Annotated in this window: 18 protein-coding genes; 12 read left to right on the forward strand and 6 right to left on the reverse strand. The window is 35.6% G+C overall.

The annotated features are described in order from the left end of the window. Nucleotide 1 precedes the first annotated feature (1 nt). Both CVS97_RS08715 and CVS97_RS08720 read right to left on the reverse strand, forming a co-directional pair. On the reverse strand, nucleotides 2-1,099 hold the full coding sequence (locus tag CVS97_RS08715) for a PepSY-associated TM helix domain-containing protein (protein ID WP_107785794.1): 1,098 nt from the start codon (nucleotides 1,097-1,099) through the stop codon (nucleotides 2-4). 1 nt (nucleotide 1,100) lies between these two features. Continuing rightward, the gene (locus CVS97_RS08720) at nucleotides 1,101-3,047 is read right to left on the reverse strand and encodes a TonB-dependent receptor domain-containing protein (RefSeq protein WP_107785795.1); all 1,947 of its coding nucleotides are present in this window, start codon (nucleotides 3,045-3,047) and stop codon (nucleotides 1,101-1,103) included. Between the two features lie 106 nt (nucleotides 3,048-3,153). Here CVS97_RS08720 and CVS97_RS08725 point away from each other — a divergent pair, with 106 nt between their 5' ends. The 6 genes from CVS97_RS08725 (at nucleotide 3,154) to CVS97_RS08755 (ending at nucleotide 8,176) form a co-directional block, all read left to right on the forward strand. Beyond that, complete coding sequence (locus CVS97_RS08725; RefSeq protein ID WP_107785796.1) at nucleotides 3,154-4,038, forward strand: helix-turn-helix domain-containing protein; 885 nt, start codon at nucleotides 3,154-3,156, stop codon at nucleotides 4,036-4,038. Nucleotides 4,039-4,093: 55 nt separating this feature from the next. Further along, a complete protein-coding gene (gene hemW / locus CVS97_RS08730) occupies nucleotides 4,094-5,140 on the forward strand; it encodes a radical SAM family heme chaperone HemW (RefSeq protein WP_107785797.1) in 1,047 nt (348 codons plus the stop codon). A 67-nt stretch (nucleotides 5,141-5,207) separates the two neighbouring features. Continuing rightward, nucleotides 5,208-5,606: a Sec-independent protein translocase protein TatB gene (tatB, locus tag CVS97_RS08740; protein WP_107785798.1), complete on the forward strand. Its 399-nt coding sequence runs from the start codon at nucleotides 5,208-5,210 to the stop codon at nucleotides 5,604-5,606. Beyond that, the gene (gene tatC / locus CVS97_RS08745; protein ID WP_021091515.1) at nucleotides 5,606-6,364 is read left to right on the forward strand and encodes a twin-arginine translocase subunit TatC; all 759 of its coding nucleotides are present in this window, start codon (nucleotides 5,606-5,608) and stop codon (nucleotides 6,362-6,364) included. Before tatB ends, tatC begins: the two co-directional genes overlap by 1 nt. Further along, nucleotides 6,357-7,379 carry a tRNA preQ1(34) S-adenosylmethionine ribosyltransferase-isomerase QueA gene (gene queA / locus CVS97_RS08750; RefSeq protein ID WP_107785799.1) on the forward strand — a complete coding sequence of 341 codons (1,023 nt, stop codon included), beginning with the start codon at nucleotides 6,357-6,359 and terminating at the stop codon, nucleotides 7,377-7,379. Before tatC ends, queA begins: the two co-directional genes overlap by 8 nt. Further along, the gene (locus tag CVS97_RS08755; RefSeq protein ID WP_107785800.1) at nucleotides 7,376-8,176 is read left to right on the forward strand and encodes a hypothetical protein; all 801 of its coding nucleotides are present in this window, start codon (nucleotides 7,376-7,378) and stop codon (nucleotides 8,174-8,176) included. Before queA ends, CVS97_RS08755 begins: the two co-directional genes overlap by 4 nt. Before the next feature lie 21 nt (nucleotides 8,177-8,197). Here the strand turns inward: CVS97_RS08755 and ruvX are convergent, their stop codons facing one another. The 4 genes from ruvX to ilvC are packed head-to-tail and all read right to left on the reverse strand — an operon-like array spanning nucleotide 8,198 to nucleotide 11,762. After that, nucleotides 8,198-8,581, reverse strand: a complete 384-nt coding sequence (gene ruvX, locus CVS97_RS08760; protein ID WP_107785801.1) for a Holliday junction resolvase RuvX — start codon at nucleotides 8,579-8,581, stop codon at nucleotides 8,198-8,200. Beyond that, nucleotides 8,578-9,348 (reverse strand): DNA-processing protein DprA, encoded by a 771-nt coding sequence (locus CVS97_RS08765; protein ID WP_107785802.1) that lies wholly within the window; start codon nucleotides 9,346-9,348, stop codon nucleotides 8,578-8,580. The genes ruvX and CVS97_RS08765 overlap by 4 nt, the downstream gene beginning before the upstream one ends. Continuing rightward, nucleotides 9,345-10,736 carry a divergent polysaccharide deacetylase family protein gene (locus tag CVS97_RS08770; RefSeq protein WP_107785803.1) on the reverse strand — a complete coding sequence of 464 codons (1,392 nt, stop codon included), beginning with the start codon at nucleotides 10,734-10,736 and terminating at the stop codon, nucleotides 9,345-9,347. Before CVS97_RS08770 ends, CVS97_RS08765 begins: the two co-directional genes overlap by 4 nt. 3 nt (nucleotides 10,737-10,739) lie before the next feature. Further along, complete coding sequence (gene ilvC / locus CVS97_RS08775) at nucleotides 10,740-11,762, reverse strand: ketol-acid reductoisomerase (RefSeq protein ID WP_107785804.1); 1,023 nt, start codon at nucleotides 11,760-11,762, stop codon at nucleotides 10,740-10,742. A 142-nt stretch (nucleotides 11,763-11,904) separates the two neighbouring features. Between ilvC and CVS97_RS08780 the strand changes: the two genes are divergently transcribed. The 6 genes from CVS97_RS08780 to rpsR all read left to right on the forward strand — a co-directional run bounded on the left by CVS97_RS08780 (nucleotide 11,905) and on the right by rpsR (nucleotide 16,974). After that, nucleotides 11,905-12,723, forward strand: a complete 819-nt coding sequence (locus CVS97_RS08780) for an HDOD domain-containing protein (protein WP_021091523.1) — start codon at nucleotides 11,905-11,907, stop codon at nucleotides 12,721-12,723. Continuing rightward, the gene (locus CVS97_RS08785; protein ID WP_107785805.1) at nucleotides 12,720-14,639 is read left to right on the forward strand and encodes an RNB domain-containing ribonuclease; all 1,920 of its coding nucleotides are present in this window, start codon (nucleotides 12,720-12,722) and stop codon (nucleotides 14,637-14,639) included. The genes CVS97_RS08780 and CVS97_RS08785 overlap by 4 nt, the downstream gene beginning before the upstream one ends. Beyond that, nucleotides 14,632-15,630 carry a DNA polymerase III subunit delta gene (locus CVS97_RS08790; RefSeq protein ID WP_107785806.1) on the forward strand — a complete coding sequence of 333 codons (999 nt, stop codon included), beginning with the start codon at nucleotides 14,632-14,634 and terminating at the stop codon, nucleotides 15,628-15,630. Before CVS97_RS08785 ends, CVS97_RS08790 begins: the two co-directional genes overlap by 8 nt. A 77-nt stretch (nucleotides 15,631-15,707) precedes the next feature. Then, complete coding sequence (gene rpsF / locus CVS97_RS08795; RefSeq protein ID WP_087580576.1) at nucleotides 15,708-16,127, forward strand: 30S ribosomal protein S6; 420 nt, start codon at nucleotides 15,708-15,710, stop codon at nucleotides 16,125-16,127. A gap of 13 nt (nucleotides 16,128-16,140) precedes the next feature. Continuing rightward, the gene (locus tag CVS97_RS08800) at nucleotides 16,141-16,698 is read left to right on the forward strand and encodes a single-stranded DNA-binding protein (RefSeq protein ID WP_107785807.1); all 558 of its coding nucleotides are present in this window, start codon (nucleotides 16,141-16,143) and stop codon (nucleotides 16,696-16,698) included. A 15-nt stretch (nucleotides 16,699-16,713) separates the two neighbouring features. Next, nucleotides 16,714-16,974 (forward strand): 30S ribosomal protein S18, encoded by a 261-nt coding sequence (rpsR, locus tag CVS97_RS08805; protein WP_021091467.1) that lies wholly within the window; start codon nucleotides 16,714-16,716, stop codon nucleotides 16,972-16,974. The last annotated feature ends 604 nt before the right edge of the window (nucleotides 16,975-17,578 follow it).

A 17,578-nucleotide genomic window follows, 5' to 3' on the forward strand; every position in this document is an offset into this window, starting at 1 on the left:
ACTACTTTTTACGACGTTTGTAGTAAATCACATAGCCACTAAAAAGTAGCACGCCAACTCCACAAGAAGCCATAAAAAAGATAAATTTTCCAGCCTCTCCGAATGTATATCCAGCGTGCAGATCAAGCATAAATTTATAAATTTCAAAAGATTTTGGCATGGTATTTTTTAAAATTTCTCCACTTGCCGTATCGACCGCAAGCCTAACGCCATCACTCTCACTAGCACCTTTTGGCAAGTAAAAGATCATAAATTTTACGCCGTCTTTATTGAGGATAAAATTTAAAGCGTCAAACTCATTTCCAAATTTTAAAATAAAAATTTCATAAGCTTTTTGAAGATTTTCTACCTTTTGCTCATCACTTAGACTAAAGCCATTTTTGCTAGTAAAATTTGGCTTTTTAAAGACCTTCTCTTCGCCATAAATTTGATTTATAACCTTAGCAAAGCTCTCATAAGAAAAGTATAGACTGCTAACACAGATAATAAGCAAAATAGCCCCCAAATAAAGCCCTAAAAACCCATGCAACGAATATAAAAATGCAAATTTCTTTGCCTTTAGATTTAGCTTAAAGGCGCTAATAAATTTGCTTCTAAATCTCCAAAAATGTATCAGCACCCCAGTTATTAAAATCGCAAGTAGCGCAAGCGTCGAAATCGCCACTAGCTCACTTGCAAATTTAGATAAATTTTCATTTTTAAATAGAGCTAGCCCTAGATTTTTATGTAAATTTAAAGCTAGCCCTATAAATTTTTCCACACTATTTTCAGAGACTACCTCGCCCGTATAAGGATCTACAAAGAACGACTTAAACTCGCCACTATCGCTTGTGCCACTTACTACATAAGCTCTATTTATCTCGCCTTTTATCTTTATATAGCTAAGGTTAAAATTTGGCCAAGTCTTACTAAAGACCTTTAAAATTTCATCTATTTTTAAAGCACTTTTATTAGTTGCTATGTCTATCTCATCTTTACTAAAAGCCTCAATTATCTCATCGTGATACGAAATAATCGCTCCACTAATTGAAATTATCAAAAGCGGTAAAGCAAATATAAGAGCTAAAATTAAGTGAAATTTCCACCAAATTTTAAACATTTTAAAACTTTAGATTAAAGCCAAGCTCGATCTTTTGCCCATCGGCTATTAAGATATCATATCTGTTTGATCTTGTCGTAAAAAACTCATTAAAGAGATTATAAACGCTTAGGTTTAGGCTGAAATTTTTAGTTACATTGTAGTTTATGCCAAGATCTGCGATAACGTAAGCTCTCATATCATCAGCATAGCTAAATGAGTTTTTAGTTCTACCATAATAATTTATCTGTGACCAGAAATTTAGCCATCTATTTAGCTCGTAGTTCGCTCCAAATTTAAATGTATGAAGCGGATAGTTGTTTAAGCTTTTACCAACTTGTGATCCATCTTTTTGTTTTGATTTTGTATAAACATAGCTTTGATTTAGTCTAAGAGCATTTGTCACCTGCCACTCATTTGTTAGCTCAACTCCGTAAATTTCAGCCTTGCCGATATTTATACTCTCCCAAATACCATTTGGATAACTTTTTCCTTTATGCATACAACCACTGTTTCTTGGGCAGATAGGGCTATAGCTTAACATATCTTTAAAGCTTGTGTAAAAGCCAGTTAGTGAAGCTTCAAAACCTTCATTGTTATTATAAACGCCACCAAATTCATAACTTACGCTTGTCTCTGGCTTAAGGCTACTTCTGCCAAGCTGTGCTCCAAGTCCTCCAGCAAATGGCAAAGCAAGATCTTGCGTGCGCTGCTTGATATCAGGTGTCGCATAACCTGTGCTAACTCCGCCTTTTAAGGCAAAAAAGTCATTTAAGTTATATATACCATAAATTCTTGGTGAAACGTGCGAGCCATAGTTCTCATCGTAGTTATAGCGAATTCCTGTACTTAAAATAAAGTCTTTTATAAGGCGATAATCATCTTCAGCATAGACCGAATAATCATACCTCTTTACATTCGCAGCGTCCGCTGTGGTTGCCTTTTCATCAAGTTTTTCTTTTTTAGCATTTAGTCCTAAGGTAAAGGCGTTATTATCAGTAAAATGTGAGCCTTTTGTATCAAAATTTAGAGTCTTTAGTGTCAAATTTTGTTGTGCTATCTCTTTTATCTTGCCATAAGATAAATAGCTTTGAAGCAAGATATTATCAAGCCTTGCTTCGTGGCTTAAATTTATCACATCTCCCTTTATTCTCTCGCTAGCAACTGAGTTAGTGCCAGTTGATAGTGTTTTGCCTTTAGTTCTTTTATATTTCACATCGCTTCTTGCAAGCTCAAGCGTAAGATCATTATTTTCATTTGGCTTCAAAAATAGTTTCGCACCAAAATTTCTATCCTTTTGCTCTCTATTTGCATAAGAAATTTTATCTTCTGATTTATTTAAATTTTTACCATAAACAGAAACACTTAAAACATCGTCAATTAGTCCAGAGTGCAAATAAAGGCTGTTGTAAAACTCACCGCTTATATTTTTATTTCTAGCAAATTTATAGCTTGAGCCAAGATTTGCGCCAAATTCATTACTAAACTCATCTGTAATGATATTTATAACTCCACCTAGTGCGTCACTTCCGTAAAGCGAGCTCATAGGTCCACGTATCACTTCGATACGGTTTATCGCACTTGCTGGCGGAATGAAACTATATGAGCCTCCAACACTTCTAAGCCCTTTATAGGCGTTATCGCCTGGTACTGGCATGCCATTTACTAAAATTTTAGTAAATCTTGGAGAGAATCCACGTATAGAAATTCCTCGTCTATTTGCCGCTTCGGGAGTCGTCCCAAAAAGACTTGGGATATCCTTTGTCATACTCTCGATATCTTTGTGATTTTTCTTTTCTAATGCCTCTTTAGTTATAACGCTAAGCGTTGCTGGTGCGTCTTTGATATTTTGCTCAAATCCTGTCGCACTCACTACTTTAACCTCTGGCAGAACCTTATCTTCATTTGCAAAAAGCGGTAAATTTATAAAAATTGCCGCACAAATAGAAATTTTTAATGCACTTTTCACAAAAACTCCTTATAAAAATTTAATACACATTTTACTAAAATTAAATAATCGTTATCAATATCATACGTAACGCTAAAGGGATTAAATTTAACGCTTGAGGGATAAAATGATAAATTTAGACAAAAAATATGGAACGAGCAAAATATCTCAAAAGGAAAAACAAGTAAGCGTGGAGTTTTTCAAGCAAAGCAGTGGCATCAGCTATCTAAAAAGTGAAATTTTATGTAATGGTAGGATAAAAAGAGATCGTCACAAGTCTAAAAAATATCTATTTTTAATGTTTAATGAGGATAAAAACGATCTTTGCTTTAAGCTTGATAGAAAAGAGTATATTTTAAACAAAGATGAATTTTGCATTGGGCTTGTTAATGATGATTTTAAAGGCGCCTTTGAGTATCAAAATAAATTTTATAAGACTAAAACACTACTTTTTGACGAAAGCTACGCAAATAAGCTTGAGATATTTGCTGGGCTTAGATTTGATGATAAATTTGAGCTATTAAAATACAAAAAAGATTTAGCTCAAATTTGCGTTTTAAATGAACTTGATACGACAAATTTATATGAAGGCGCGATGAGGGAAATTTTTACCGAGTCAAAAATTTTAGAGCTTATCTATAAAAGTAAAATACGAAAAGAGAGCGAAATTTCACTTAGCAGAGATGAAGAAAAGACTCTTTTAAAAGCTAAAACGATCTTATTAAGCCGTATGCAAAATCCTCCAAGCATCAAAGAGTTAGCTCATCTTTGTGGCACAAATGACTTTTGGCTAAAGAAAAATTTTAAGCTATTTTTCAAAGATACGATCTATCAGCTCTTAGCAAAAGAGCGCCTAAAGCTAGCTTTTACTCTTTTAGAGCAAAACGATATCAGTATAAAAGAAGCCGCAAATATCGTAGGCTACGCAAATACTGCACATTTTGCAAAAATTTTTAAGATAAATTTTGGCTTTTTACCAAGCAAACTCTTAAAGACCAAAAGCTACTTTTAAACTGCTATAAATGCCAAATTTCTTATAATCGCCAAAATTTTAAAAAGAGAGAAATTTGCAAGTTTATATCCACGTGCCATTTTGTGAAAGCAAGTGTCCTTATTGCGCTTTTGGCTCAAGTGACGACGAATTTAACAAGGTTAGCGCCTATTTTAAGGCATTTTGCCTTGATCTAAATTTTCAGCTAAAAAGCCAAAACGTAAAAGAAATCTCAACCATCTTTTTTGGTGGCGGCACACCAAGCGCAGTAAATGCTAAGCTTTATGATGAAATTTTTAGCATTTTAACGCCTCTTTGCACGCGAGAAACCGAGATCACACTTGAAGCAAACCCAAACTCAGCAAGTCTTACTTGGCTAAAGCATGTTAAAAATTTAGGCGCAAATCGCATAAGCTTTGGCGCTCAAAGTTTTTTTGAAGATAAGCTAAAATTTCTTGGGCGCATTCACAGCAGGGAGCAAATTTTTAAAGCAGTTGAAAATGCCCAGACAGCTGGCTTTAGCAATATAAATTTAGACCTCATCTACGACACCAAATTTGACACTAAAAAGCGCCTTTTGGCTGAAACTGAAAATTTAAAAAGTCTTGCTATCACGCATCTAAGCGCCTACTCGCTCACTCTTGAAGAAAACACCCCATTTGCTGGTAAAAAAAGTTATAAAAAAGATAGCGACACTTTGGCTAAATTTATGATAGAGCAGATCAAGCGAGCTGGCTTTGGGCAGTATGAAATTTCAAATTTCGGCCAAATTTGCAAGCACAATCTTGGCTACTGGCAAGGCAAAAACTATCTTGGCGTGGGCGCTTTTAGCGTGGGCTTCGTGGATGGCACGAGATACTACGCCAAAAATAGCATAGATGCCTACATCTCACAACCAACTTACAGAAAAAAAGAAATTTTAAGTCAAAGCGAGCTAGTAAGAGAGCATATATTTTTAGGGCTTAGAAGCATAGTTGGCGTGGAGGCTGGACGATTAAGTGAGGCTCAGAAAAAAAAGGCGAATCTACTTGTAGAAAATGAAAAACTACTCTTTAAAAATGGTAAATTTTACAATCCAAATTTCTTACTAAGCGACGAGATCGCACTCTTTATCGAGGGCTAAATTTATAAAATTTTGAGCAAAGTCAAGATAAAATACAAAGCTTAAATAAAATTTAATAGAGGCAAAAATGTTTGGAATGAGTTTTTCTGAAATCTTGGTTATCGCCATTATTGCAGTGTTAGTTTTAGGTCCTGACAAGCTGCCAAGCGCGATGGTTCAGATTGCAAAATTTCTAAAAATGTTTAAAAAAGGCATAAACGACGCAAAATCAACATTTGATCAAGAAATGAAGATAGCTGAACTAAAAGAAGATGCTCAAAAATATAAAGAAAGCATAACCAAAAGTACGCAAAGTGTGCGTAAAAAGCTCACTTTTGAAGAGCTTGATGAGATCAAAAAAAGCGCAAATGATATCACTAACGATATACAAAATGTCGTAAGCAATACCAAAAAAACGGTAGAAAATATACAAAATCCAACAAATTTAGTTAAAGATGCGATCTTAAACGATAAAAAAGAGGCGTAATGTTTGAAGAGCTAAGACCCCATTTAATCGAACTTAGAAAGAGACTTTTTATAAGCATAGTAAGCGTTTTTGTCTGTTTTGGCATCTGCTTTACGTTTTGGAACCCACTGCTTGCATGGATGAGCGAACCGCTAAAACAAGTCTTACCAGCTGGCTCAAATATCATATTTACTCAAATTCAAGAGCCATTTTTTACTGCGATGAAAGTTGCATTTTTTGCTGGTGTCGTGATCGCGCTACCTATCATTTTTTGGCAGTTTTGGCTATTTGTCGCCCCTGGACTTTATGACAATGAAAAAAAATATGTGATCCCATTTGTCATCTCAGCTTCATTTATGTTTGCGTGCGGGGCGGCATTTTGTTACTACGTGGTGATTCCACTTGGCTTTGCATTCTTGGTAAATTTTGGTGGCCAGCTCTTTACAGCGCTACCAAGCATTGGCGAGTATGTTGGCTTTTTTGCAAAACTACTTATTGGCTTTGGAATTTCATTTGAGCTACCAGTCATTACATTTTTCTTAGCAAAGATCGGACTTGTCGATGACAAGATGCTAAAAGATTACTTCAGATACGCTGTTGTTATCATCTTTATCTTTGCAGCCATCGTTACACCACCTGATGTGATAAGTCAAGTCTTAATGGCACTGCCACTAATCGGACTTTATGGAATTTCAATAATCGTCGCCAAAAGAGCTAACAAGAGCGACGATGAAGACGAAAAAGAAGAACAAGACAGCGACGTAGCAAGCGATGAGTAATATAAACGACGTCTCAAGTTATGATTATTTTTTGCCCGAAGATCTCATCGCAAAAGAGCCAGTTTTGCCAAAAGAAGAGGCAAGATTGCTTGTCTATTTTAAAAATACAAAAGAGATAAAACACTACAAATTTAAAGATCTCTTCAGCCTTGTCCCAGAGGACGCAGCGGTCATTTTTAATAATACAAAAGTTATCAAAGCTCGTATTTTAGGACAAAAAGAGAGTGGTGGGGCTTGCGAAGTGATGCTAAATCAGCCCATAGGCGAAAATAAATTTAGCGTCTATATAAGAGGCAGAGTAAGCGCTGGTAGTGTTTTAAATTTTCCTGATAATCTAAAAGTAAATGTGCTTGAGCTAAATGACGATGGCACAAGGGTGGTAAATTTTACGCAAAATGGCGTTTTGCTTGATAATGTTCACCTTTTTAGTGAGCTTGAAAAGATTGGTCACATCCCGCTTCCACCATACATTAAAAGGGCTGATACAAAGGATGATGAGAGCTGGTATCAAAGCATATTTGCCAAAAATATCGGTGCAGTGGCAGCTCCGACAGCTAGCCTTCACATAAGCGAACAAATGTTAGAGCAGATAAAAGCAAAGCATGAAGTCGCCTACATTACGCTTCATGTTGGCGCTGGGACATTTAAAGGTGTGGAGTGCCAAAATATAAACGACCACAAAATGCACTCAGAATTTTATGAGCTAAGCGAGCAAGCTCAAGAGATTATAAATTCTAATAAACCAATTCTTGGCGTTGGCACGACGGTTACTAGATGTGTTGAAGAATTTGCAAGAAGCAAGCAAGCAAGCGGCTTTTGCAAGCTATTTTTAAACCTAAATAATAAGCCTATCAGGCAAAACTACCTTCTTACAAATTTTCATCTACCAAAATCAACTCTAATAATGCTAGTTACCAGCTTTATAGGGCTTGAAGAGACGATGAGGATTTACAAAATGGCAGTTGATGAAAAGTATAGATTTTACTCATACGGCGACGGGATGTTGATAATATGAAAGATAAGCCTATCGATATCATAAACAGAATGGAAATTTTTCTTAGCGCCATATACCAAGATGCGCAAGACACTAAAAATTCCATAATTTTTAGTTACGATCCAAGTTATCCAAGGTTTTTAAAATTTGATGCTACAAATCTCATAAAAACACTTGAAAATATTTGCAAATTTTTCCTTTACTCTACCGAATATGCTGACATTTACATTCTCTTTCAACTTAAAAATTATAGTCCCAAATCTGTAAATTTTGACATTAAAATAAAATCTAGCCATAGCGTAATGAGACCAAGTCATTACTATCTCAGCAAGATAAATAACTATCTAAAAAAAGCAAATGAATCTATGATCTCTCATAATGATGGAGAATTTTTAATATCTTTTAGTGCAGCACTAACAGGCGATAGAGCCATCCAAAGACAAATAAATATCAAAAATCAAACAAATACAAATATCTTAGTCGCTTGCGATGACGATGCTTTGTTTGACACTATTAGTGCTCAGATAAATTTTTTAGGTCTAAAAGTTATCGGTAAAAACGACCTTAGCAATCTAATGAGACATATAAAAGATTCTATTTTTACCCCATTTGTTATTTTTATCGATAGTAAAATTTTAAAAAATGAAGCGATGCTAGAAGATATACTTGAGTTTAAAAATATTAAAAATTTTCGTATTGTAGCCATTTGCAAAAACGATGAGTCAGCTAACGATCTGCCAAATCATGTCACAGTATTAAAGCAGCCCTTTAGCACAGATAGCTTTCAGCTAGCTTTTAAAAATTCACTCAAAAAATAGACCGATTTTTACTTTTTAATTTTAATTTATCCCAAGATATCTTTTTAAAATAATAGTGGCTGAAATGCTATCTAGCCTACCATCTCGCTTTGTATTTGTGTAAATTTCACTAGCTTCGCTGCTACTAAAAGCTTCATCTTGATAGACAATATTTGCCTTTACATCAAGAAGTGAGACAAAATGCTTGATGCGTCTTCTCATCTCATCTTCGCTACTACCGCCGATTGGCACACCCACTACTAGCGTATCTGGGGCATATTCATTTACCTTTTGGCTCACATCTCTTGCGGCTTGATTTCTATTTTTTCTAAGCACTGGCTCAAGCGGGGTCACGATCTCTCCAAAACCAAAGGCAAGTCCTATTCGCTTTAACCCAACATCAATAGCCATAAATTTCTCTCTCATAGCACGCTCTTTACTCTTAGATTTGAAATTTCAACTAGCCCTTCAAGCTCGTACTCATAGATGATATCACCAAATTTTGCTAAAACTTCATCAAGACTTACGCCATTTTTACAAAATTTTAAAATCTCGTCACTAGTTTTTTCTTGCTCTTTTATCTCACCAAAAAGTGAAGCAAATTTATGATAGTCATCGATAAGTTCGGCTTTTTTATTTGCAAGCAAAAAATTTGTCCCATCGCTTTCACCCATGCGTTGTGGCAGTACATAAACTGGAATTTTAAGCTCATTTGCAAGCCTTGCACTTTGCATTGAGCCACTTTTAAGATCAGCTTGCGCGACTACTAGAGCTTCACAAAGCCCCACAACTATGCGGTTTCGCTCCAAAAATCTATAAGCAAGTGGTGGCTCGCCTTCGTCATACTCACTAAGAGCCAAGGCTTTGGTGTAAATTTCATTTATCGCCACTTTATTTTGGCTTGGATAGATGGTGTCAAGCCCGCTCGCAAAAATGCCAATCGTTCGTGGCATAGCAGCTTTATGAGCTGCGATATCAACGCCGATTGCTCCGCCACTTACCACGCATATGTTTGCACTTTTTAGTGCTGCGCAAAGTGCCGCAACACACTCTTTTGTATAAACACTTGCCTTTCGTGAGCCAACAACTGCGATCTTTGGTAAGGATAAAAGCGAAGTATCTCCGATAAAATTTAGCTGTTTTGGTGGATTTTTTAGTCTTTTTAACGGCTCTGGGATAAAGTCAAGTCTCATAAAATATCTTTTAAATAAACCACATCAACATCTTTTAAAAGATTATTTTTGCTCTCTTTTATCACTGCAATCGTATTTTTCTTTGGATGCCCGATAGCGATCGCATAGCCTCTTTTTTTAGCCAAATTTACAGCAGCCACAAGCTCACGTCTAACAGCACTAGCCGATGGATCGTCGTCTAAAAATATATCTCTTGAAATGTATGGCTGATTATGTTTTTTTGCAGCTCTTGCTACTGCGGTTTGAGCGATAGTTTTGCTATCAACAAAGACAAAGCCCTGCTCTATCAGCGCCCTATATGCCTTATCCATAGCGTCAAAATCGCTTGTAAAGCGTGATCCTGTGTGGTTGTTTGTATATTTTGCACGCGGGAAGTCTTTGCGTATCTTTTTTATCTTCTCAAGCATGCTCTCAAAACTCTCGTTGATAGTAAGAGTTCCTATCTCTGGGCTATCAAAGTGCTTTGCTTGCATCGGAAGATGTATCATATAAAACTCAAATGTTCTTGCGATATTTGGCGTATCTGGATGAGTTTTTGTCGCTGGAAAAATAGACGGCGTGATTTTTAAGCCAAGCGACTTTATCATACTCGCATGTTCAAATGTCGCCACATCGTCTATTATGATGACGAGCTTTGCGCGCCCTTTTACACTAGTATTTGGCGTAAAAGGTACCGCTTCAAAGCTATCTTTTTTTATATTTTTTTCTTCATATTTTGTTTTTTCTATCTTTTTAGTGGTTAAATTTTCAGCTTTTTTAGCTGGCTCGACTTTTGTATCCTCGCTTTTAAATTTCTCTTTTTTTTCTATTTCAGCGCTTTTATTTTGATCGATTTTTACTTCAAAATTTTGAGGTTTTAACTCAGTTTTTTGTTCGATTTTTGAGCTATAAAATGGCTCTATCTTTTGTTCATTTTCTATTACACTAGGCTCTGTATTTTTATAACTTGCAAGTAAATTTTTAGTATCGTTTTGCTCTTTTTTTATCTCTTCTTTTTTGGCTTCACTCTTTACTTCAGCTATCTTCTTTTGCTCTTTTGGCTCAACTTTTGAATTTAAAGCAAGCTCACTTTTATGCTTAGGATCGGTAAAAATTTTACTTAAATTTTCATCTTCATCAAATTTTAGAGGGTATTTTCTCTTTTCGTATTCTTGTTTTTTCTCTTTACTGGCAACCTTTGGCTCAGCTTTTTTAGAAATTTGCTTCTCTATCTTTGGCTCATTTGCTTTGCTTATCTGTTCTGCACCATTATTTTTTATACTAAGAGCTACGCTAAGTGCTATTATCAAAATAGCCGCGATAATGCCGATACCAAGATAGGTTTTATTGTGAGAGCGACCTGCACTCTTTTTTGTAGGTCGCTTCTTTGTAGTCTTTTTTTCGCTCAAGGCTTAGTTTTTATTCTGATCTATAAGTTTGCCGTTAGTTATCCAAGGCATCATCGCGCGAAGTTTTTTGCCAGTTTGATTTAGCAAACTTCTCTCAGCTATACCGCGCTCAGCGTTCATTCTAACATATCCTGCTTTTCTCTCTAGGATGAAGTCTTTTGCAAATTTGCCATTTTGAATCTCTTTTAAAACTTCTTTCATAGCTTTTCTGCTCTCTTCGCCAACTACCCTTACGCCGCTTACGTAATCGCCGTATTCAGCTGTGTTTGAGATAGAGTAGCGCATATCAGCCATGCCACCTTGATACATTAGATCAACGATTAATTTTAGCTCATGCAAGCATTCAAAATACGCCATTTCAGGCTCATAACCAGCCTCTACAAGTGTATCAAAGCCAGCATTTACTAGCGCGCAAAGACCGCCACAAAGAACAGCTTGCTCACCAAACAAATCTGTTTCAGTTTCATCTTTAAATGTTGTCTCAATGATGCCAGTTCTACCACCACCTATACCGCAAGCATAGCTTAGAGCGATCTCTTTTGCCTTTCCGCTTGCATTTTGCTCAACAGCAATAAGATCAGGTATGCCGCCACCTCTTACGAATTCGCTTCTAACTGTGTGTCCTGGAGCTTTTGGAGCGATCATAATGACATCTATATTTGCTGGAGCTTTTATCTGGCCAAAATGCACATTAAATCCATGCCCAAACGCGATAGCAGCGTGATCTTTTAAATTTGGCTCGATCTCATTTTTATAAATTTCAGCTTGAAGCTCATCTGGAGTTAAAATCATAACCACATCAGCGCCTTTTGTAGCTTCGCTTACGGTTTTTACCTCAAAGCCTTTTGCCTCAGCCTTTGCCCAGCTTCTGCCACCTTTTGAAAGGCCAATTACAACGCTTACACCGTTATCTCTTAAATTTTCAGCATGTGCATGACCTTGTGAACCAAAGCCGATGATTGCTACTTTTTTACTTTGAATAAGGCTTAAATCACAGTCTTTATCATAATAAACATTTATAGCCATTGTTACTCCTATTATTAAAATTTGGCAAAATTATAACTTTAGCCAGCAAAAATTCGGCTGAAATATATAGAAACTCTTTTTAAGTTTTATGATAATTTATTTTGATAAAATACGCTGAAATTTCAAAAAAAGAGATAACTCAATGAATGAATCAGTTTTTAAAAAAATCAAAGCACTTCCACCATTAGATGACACAGTTATACAAATTCAACGCTTACATGCGGACGAAAACAGCTCAATAAGTGATCTTACAAAAGTGGTCGAAAAGGATCCGATGCTAACGGCAAATATCTTGCGTTCAGCAAACTCTCCACTTTATGGGTTTTCTCAAGAGATCACAACTATAGCAAGAGCTATTTCTCTTTTTGGTATGGCTACTATTCGAGGTTTTGCGCTTTCAAGTACGATTAAAAAGAGCTTTTCTATAAATTTAGAGCCTTATGGCATTACTACACAAGATTTTTTAAATATCTCAATCATTCAGAATGCACTAATGTATAATTGGCATTCTAAAGTTAATCCTAAAAGCCTAGAAATTCTCTCTCCAGCTTCATTTATGCTTGAGATTGGCAAGATAGTTCTTGCTCATGAATTAGCTGAAAATAAGCAAGACGTCGAATTTAGAGAAAAACTTAAAAATATATCTAGCCCAATCGATCTTGCCCTATTTGAAACAGAAATTTTAGATATGTCAAATGAAGAAGTTACAGCTAAAATTTTTGAACAATGGAACCTTGAGACAGAACTTAGCAGCTCAATACTCTATTCAAATAATCCAGAAGAGGCACCAGATCATATAAAAGATTACGCAAAAGCCCTAAAAGTGATAAAAACGGCTGTAAATATCTTTAATCAACTTGATGATATAAGCATACAAAATACTCTACCTCTTCTTGACGAATACGGCTTTGGACATGATACGTTTTTAATGGCTGTCGCTAAAGTCAAAGATAATTTGTGAAAGAATTTCTAACCTCACTACTAGTTGGCATCAAGGAAAAAGAAGTTTCAAACGAAGATAAAGAGATTTTACGAAATCTCTTAAATCTTGGTGCCGTAAGCTCCCATAAAGATAAATTTTACCTAAACAATGGCTACGTCTGCGGTAAGCTAGACATCAGCCAAAACGCAACTGGCTTTATCATGCCATTTGATAAACGCTTCAAGCAAGACATCATCGTAGAAAATAAAAATTTAAACAACTCTCACCTTGGCGATATCGTGTTAGCAAAGCTTTTGCCACTTAAGAAAAAACGCCAGAGTGCTAAGATAGTAATGAGCCTAAAGCTTGCAAATGAGACAAGCGTGCTCTATACAAAACGCTTTGGAGCGGCCATTTTAGGTGTAAATTTAAAAACTGGACTAAGCACGACCTTAAAAGCGACTCAAAAAAGCCTAAAGATGCTCCCACTTGGGACGCTGCTTAAGGTAAATAACCTAAATAACGAAATAGTCGAGGTTTTAGGAAATTTAGAAGATCCATTAAGCGATGAGAAAATTTCGCTTGCCATTTATAATAAAAATGATAAATTTAGCGAGGCTTGTGAGCTTGAGGCAAAGGCTTTTGGCGACGAAGTCGATGCTAGCATGTATCCAAATAGAGTTGATCTAAGAAATTTAGAGTTTTGCACGATCGATCCAGTCGATGCCAAAGACTTTGATGACGCCATATATTTTGATGAGGAAAAGCGTGAAATTTACGTCGCAATCGCTGATGTGAGCGAGTATGTGACTGCTTATAGCGCTATTGACAGCGAGGCTAAAAAAAGAGGCTTTTCTATCTACTTTCCGCATATCTCAGTACCGATGTTGCCACGCGCGCTTAGTGAAAATATCTGCTCACTAAAGCCAAATGTGCCTCGCCTTGCATTTTGTTTTAAAATTTCACTTGATGCAAATAATGAGGTAAAAAAAGAGGAGCTTTTTGAAGCGATCATCCTTTCAAAAAGGCGCTTTAACTACGACGAGATCGATGAAATTTTAGAGGGCAAGAGAGAGTGTGAAATTTCATGGATCAAGCCACTTTTTAAACTCACCACAAAGCTTCGCAAAAAAAGGCTTTTGCACGCATTTGACTTTAGGACAAAAGAGCTAAGAATGAGCCTTGATGAAGAGGGTCAAATTTTACAAACTAGATTTGAAAGTGACTCCGACTCACATAGACTTGTCGAGGACTGTATGCTTTTAGCAAATAAAGCTGCCGCAAAGCTCATCACAAAGGGTGTTTTTAGAAACCACGCTTCGCCTGATTTTAAAAAGATAGATACATTACTTGAAGATTTGCAACTTTTGGGGCTTGACTTTACCTACGAGAGTGACCTTGCAAATTTGATAAGAAAGATCCAAATAAAAGCCGATAAACTTGGCAACCGCGAAGAGATAGATAAGCTCATCATCAAGTCGCAAAAAAAAGCTGAATACTCGAGTGAAAATTTAGGCCACTTTGGGCTTGGATTTGATAGATACACACACTTTACAAGCCCTATTAGACGCTATTCTGATCTCATTTTGCACAGACTTTTAAAGGCTAAAATTTCAAAAGATGAGAAGCTTTACAACTTCTTGCTTTTAAACATCCAAAGCACCTGCGCAAATTTAAGCGAACTTGAAAGAGAAGCCGACAAGGTAGCCTACGACTTTATGGATAGGAAATTTGCACGCTGGGCAGCCGCAAACATCGGCAAAGAGGTGCGCTGCTATGTGAGCGAAAACCAAAATGTCTTGGTTGCCAAGCTTGATGATCATTTTGTTGGAGCTAGGATTTTCATCACTGGATACAGTGCAAATTTACTTCAAAAGCTTGTCGTAAAGATCACAGAGGCCGACATCGCGAGTGCTAAAATTTTTGCAAAAGTGGTAAGAAAGATCGATGTATAGAAAAGATTTGGAGCTGAATTTAGCAAATGCAAATTTAAGCAACTACTTCTTACTTTTTGGGGCGGACGAGTTTCAGATCGAGCTCTTTGGCAAAGAAATTTTGAGCTTTTACTCGAGTGAAGATGCGAATTTATTGAGCCTTTATTTTGACGAGTATAACTACACCCAGGCAAGCTCTCATCTAAGCGAGCAGTCACTTTTTGGTGGTAAAAATATCCTTTATGTAAAAAGTGACAAAAAGATCCCAGCAAAAGAGCTAAAAGAGCTCATCTTGCTTTGTTCAAAAAGCCAGGACAACTACTTTTTGTTTGAGCTTTATGAGGCCGATATGAAACTAGTTTTTGATACGCAAAAGGCTTTTGGGACAAATTTTGCGAGATTTTTTAAGCCCTCAAACCCAGATGAAGCGATAAATTTACTAGCCAAAAGCTCAGCCAAAATTGGCCTAAATATAACCAAAAACGCACTTTATGAGCTTTACTTTACGCATAATGAAAATTTATACCTTGCAGCAAGCGAGCTAACAAAGCTAAAGAGCCTAAACACCCACATCGAACAAGATGATGTAAAAAGGCTAGTTTTTGGACTTGGTGGGATAAATTTTGATGACTTTTTCAATAAATTTATGGCACTAAAAGATATAAAAAACGACTTTTTTACCTATCTAGAAGATCCAAATTTTAATGAAATTTTACTTCTAAACTCGCTTTACAAAGCATTTTTTAGGCTATTTAAAATTTACTCTTACATTAAGATAAATGGTCGATTAAATTTAGATGAGGCAATCGGTTATCAGCCGCCTGTAAATGTCGCGAATTTATTAAAAGCAAATAGCTTAAAACTAAATTTAAACGCCTATTTGGAGATATTTAAAACACTAAATTTGGCCGAGCTAGAGCTAAAAATAAACACAAAAATGGATAAAGAAATTTTTGTATTATCAACCATTTTAAATTTACAACATCTTATATCAACAGCAAATATTAAGTAACTTTAAGCTAAAATCCACCCTTGCTTAAAGCAAAATCCTTGCTCACAAAGTGAGCTAAATATCCATAAGGAGAAAAAATGAAACATTACGAGCTTTTATTTATTCTTAAGCCGACATTAACGGAAGAAGAAGTTAAAGCTAAAGTTGACTTCGTAAAAGAAGTCATAACAAAAAACGGCGGCGAGATCGCTACTGTTGTTGAGATGGGTACTAGAAAGCTAGCTTACACTATCAAAAAATACGAGCGTGGAACATACTTTGTTATCTATTACAAAGCTCCACCAGCGCTTCTTGCAGAACTTACAAGAAATGTAAGGATCACTGAAGATATCATAAGATTTTTAAGCGTTAAATATGAAAATAAACGCGAAATCGCAGCTTGGGAAAGACTTTGCAAAGGTATCAAACAAACTATAAAAAAAGAGCCTCGTGAGCCAAGAGTACCGCGTGAGCCAAGAGTTGAAAAAGTAGACGAGCAAACTTTTACAGAAGAATAATCAAGGATAAAAAATGTTCAATAAAGTAGTACTGGTTGGGAATTTAACAAGAGATATCGAGCTAAGATACACTACTAGTGGATCTGCTATAGGAAATTCCGGTATTGCTGTTACTAGAAAATTTAATACTAACGGCGAAAAACGTGAAGAGACATGCTTTATTGACATATCGTTCTTTGGCAAATCAGCTGAGATAGCAAATCAATATTTAAGCAAAGGCTCTAAACTTCTGGTTGAAGGAAGATTGAAATTTGATCAATGGACCGACAACAATGGACAAAACCGTTCAAAGCACTCAATCGTAGTTGAAAATATGGAGATGCTTGGCGGAAATAGCGGAGCTAATGGACAAAGTCAAGGTGGATTTAATCAAAATAGTTCGTACTCACAACAACGAAATAATGGTTCAACTAATAGCTATAGCAATGGTGGATATCAAAATTCAGCACCACAAAGACAGCAAATGCAACCACAAAATAAAAAAGTACAAGAAGAGTACTATGAGGAAAAAATCCCTGATATAAACATTGACGCCGATAATTTTGATGGCGACAACGAAATACCGTTTTAATTTAAAGGATAGAAAATGGCAGAAAAAAGAAAATATTCACGTAAATATTGCAAATTTACAGAAGCAAAAATTGATTTTATAGATTATAAAGATACTTCCCTTTTAAAGTATTGTTTATCAGAGAGATTTAAAATCATGCCAAGACGTTTAACTGGCACATCAAAAAGACATCAAGAGATGGTAGAAAAAGCGATCAAAAGAGCTCGTCATGCAGCTATTATACCTTACATAGTAGATCGCAAAGATGTAGTTTCAAATCCTTTTGATGGACTATAATTATTTAACTTATTAAGCCCCTATTAACGGGGTTTAATCCTAATCTTAAATATCCTAGATTCATGTTCTTATAGATTTTTATTTATTGACTGCAGTTTAAAATATTTTTAAAGTACTATTTATAAGCTTGATTTAATTTATACGGGATAATTAGAATTTATTCAGGTGGATATCTCAAATATATGTTGTCTTTAAATAACTCTATAGCATCAATTTATTAGTTCAAAATAATTTATTTAGCCATATGTACAATCAATATCGTTGATCCATATTATTCACAATTTTACCACGAATCACGCATCATCTATTGTGTGGCAATAGCTGTCCACATGAGGCTAAAAAGTAAGATACTTAATATAGAAAAACTTTATAATAAAAACATGTCTTAGTAAATCCAATATTCATCCATTTGGTGTCCGCATATCTTACAAGTGGGCTTTATAATATATTTTATTTTGAAAACTTATTGATGCCAAACCAACCTAACCATGCAACCATGTTAGCTAAAAACAAATTTTAAACATCCTTTTCTTGACATGTAATAATGTTTTTTGTATAATCTCAATTCTTTTTTAAACAAATGTCTTGCTAGCTCAGTCGGTAG

Source organism: Campylobacter concisus (genome assembly GCF_003049735.1).
Lineage (GTDB): Bacteria > Campylobacterota > Campylobacteria > Campylobacterales > Campylobacteraceae > Campylobacter_A > Campylobacter_A concisus_AN.

Excerpts from the sequence above, each read along its gene's own strand:
- rpsR (WP_021091467.1), top strand. The coding sequence starts at position 16,714 with ATGGCAGAAAAAAGAAAATATTCACGTAAATATTGCAAATTTACAGAA.
- CVS97_RS08755 (WP_107785800.1), top strand. The coding sequence starts at position 7,376 with ATGAAAGATAAGCCTATCGATATCATAAACAGAATGGAAATTTTTCTT.
- CVS97_RS08790 (WP_107785806.1), top strand. The coding sequence starts at position 14,632 with ATGTATAGAAAAGATTTGGAGCTGAATTTAGCAAATGCAAATTTAAGC.
- CVS97_RS08800 (WP_107785807.1), top strand. The coding sequence starts at position 16,141 with ATGTTCAATAAAGTAGTACTGGTTGGGAATTTAACAAGAGATATCGAG.
- ruvX (WP_107785801.1), bottom strand. The coding sequence starts at position 8,581 with ATGAGAGAGAAATTTATGGCTATTGATGTTGGGTTAAAGCGAATAGGA.
- CVS97_RS08715 (WP_107785794.1), bottom strand. The coding sequence starts at position 1,099 with ATGTTTAAAATTTGGTGGAAATTTCACTTAATTTTAGCTCTTATATTT.
- tatC (WP_021091515.1), top strand. The coding sequence starts at position 5,606 with ATGTTTGAAGAGCTAAGACCCCATTTAATCGAACTTAGAAAGAGACTT.
- ilvC (WP_107785804.1), bottom strand. The coding sequence starts at position 11,762 with ATGGCTATAAATGTTTATTATGATAAAGACTGTGATTTAAGCCTTATT.
- CVS97_RS08725 (WP_107785796.1), top strand. The coding sequence starts at position 3,154 with ATGATAAATTTAGACAAAAAATATGGAACGAGCAAAATATCTCAAAAG.
- queA (WP_107785799.1), top strand. The coding sequence starts at position 6,357 with ATGAGTAATATAAACGACGTCTCAAGTTATGATTATTTTTTGCCCGAA.
- CVS97_RS08780 (WP_021091523.1), top strand. The coding sequence starts at position 11,905 with ATGAATGAATCAGTTTTTAAAAAAATCAAAGCACTTCCACCATTAGAT.
- tatB (WP_107785798.1), top strand. The coding sequence starts at position 5,208 with ATGTTTGGAATGAGTTTTTCTGAAATCTTGGTTATCGCCATTATTGCA.
- CVS97_RS08765 (WP_107785802.1), bottom strand. The coding sequence starts at position 9,348 with ATGAGACTTGACTTTATCCCAGAGCCGTTAAAAAGACTAAAAAATCCA.
- rpsF (WP_087580576.1), top strand. The coding sequence starts at position 15,708 with ATGAAACATTACGAGCTTTTATTTATTCTTAAGCCGACATTAACGGAA.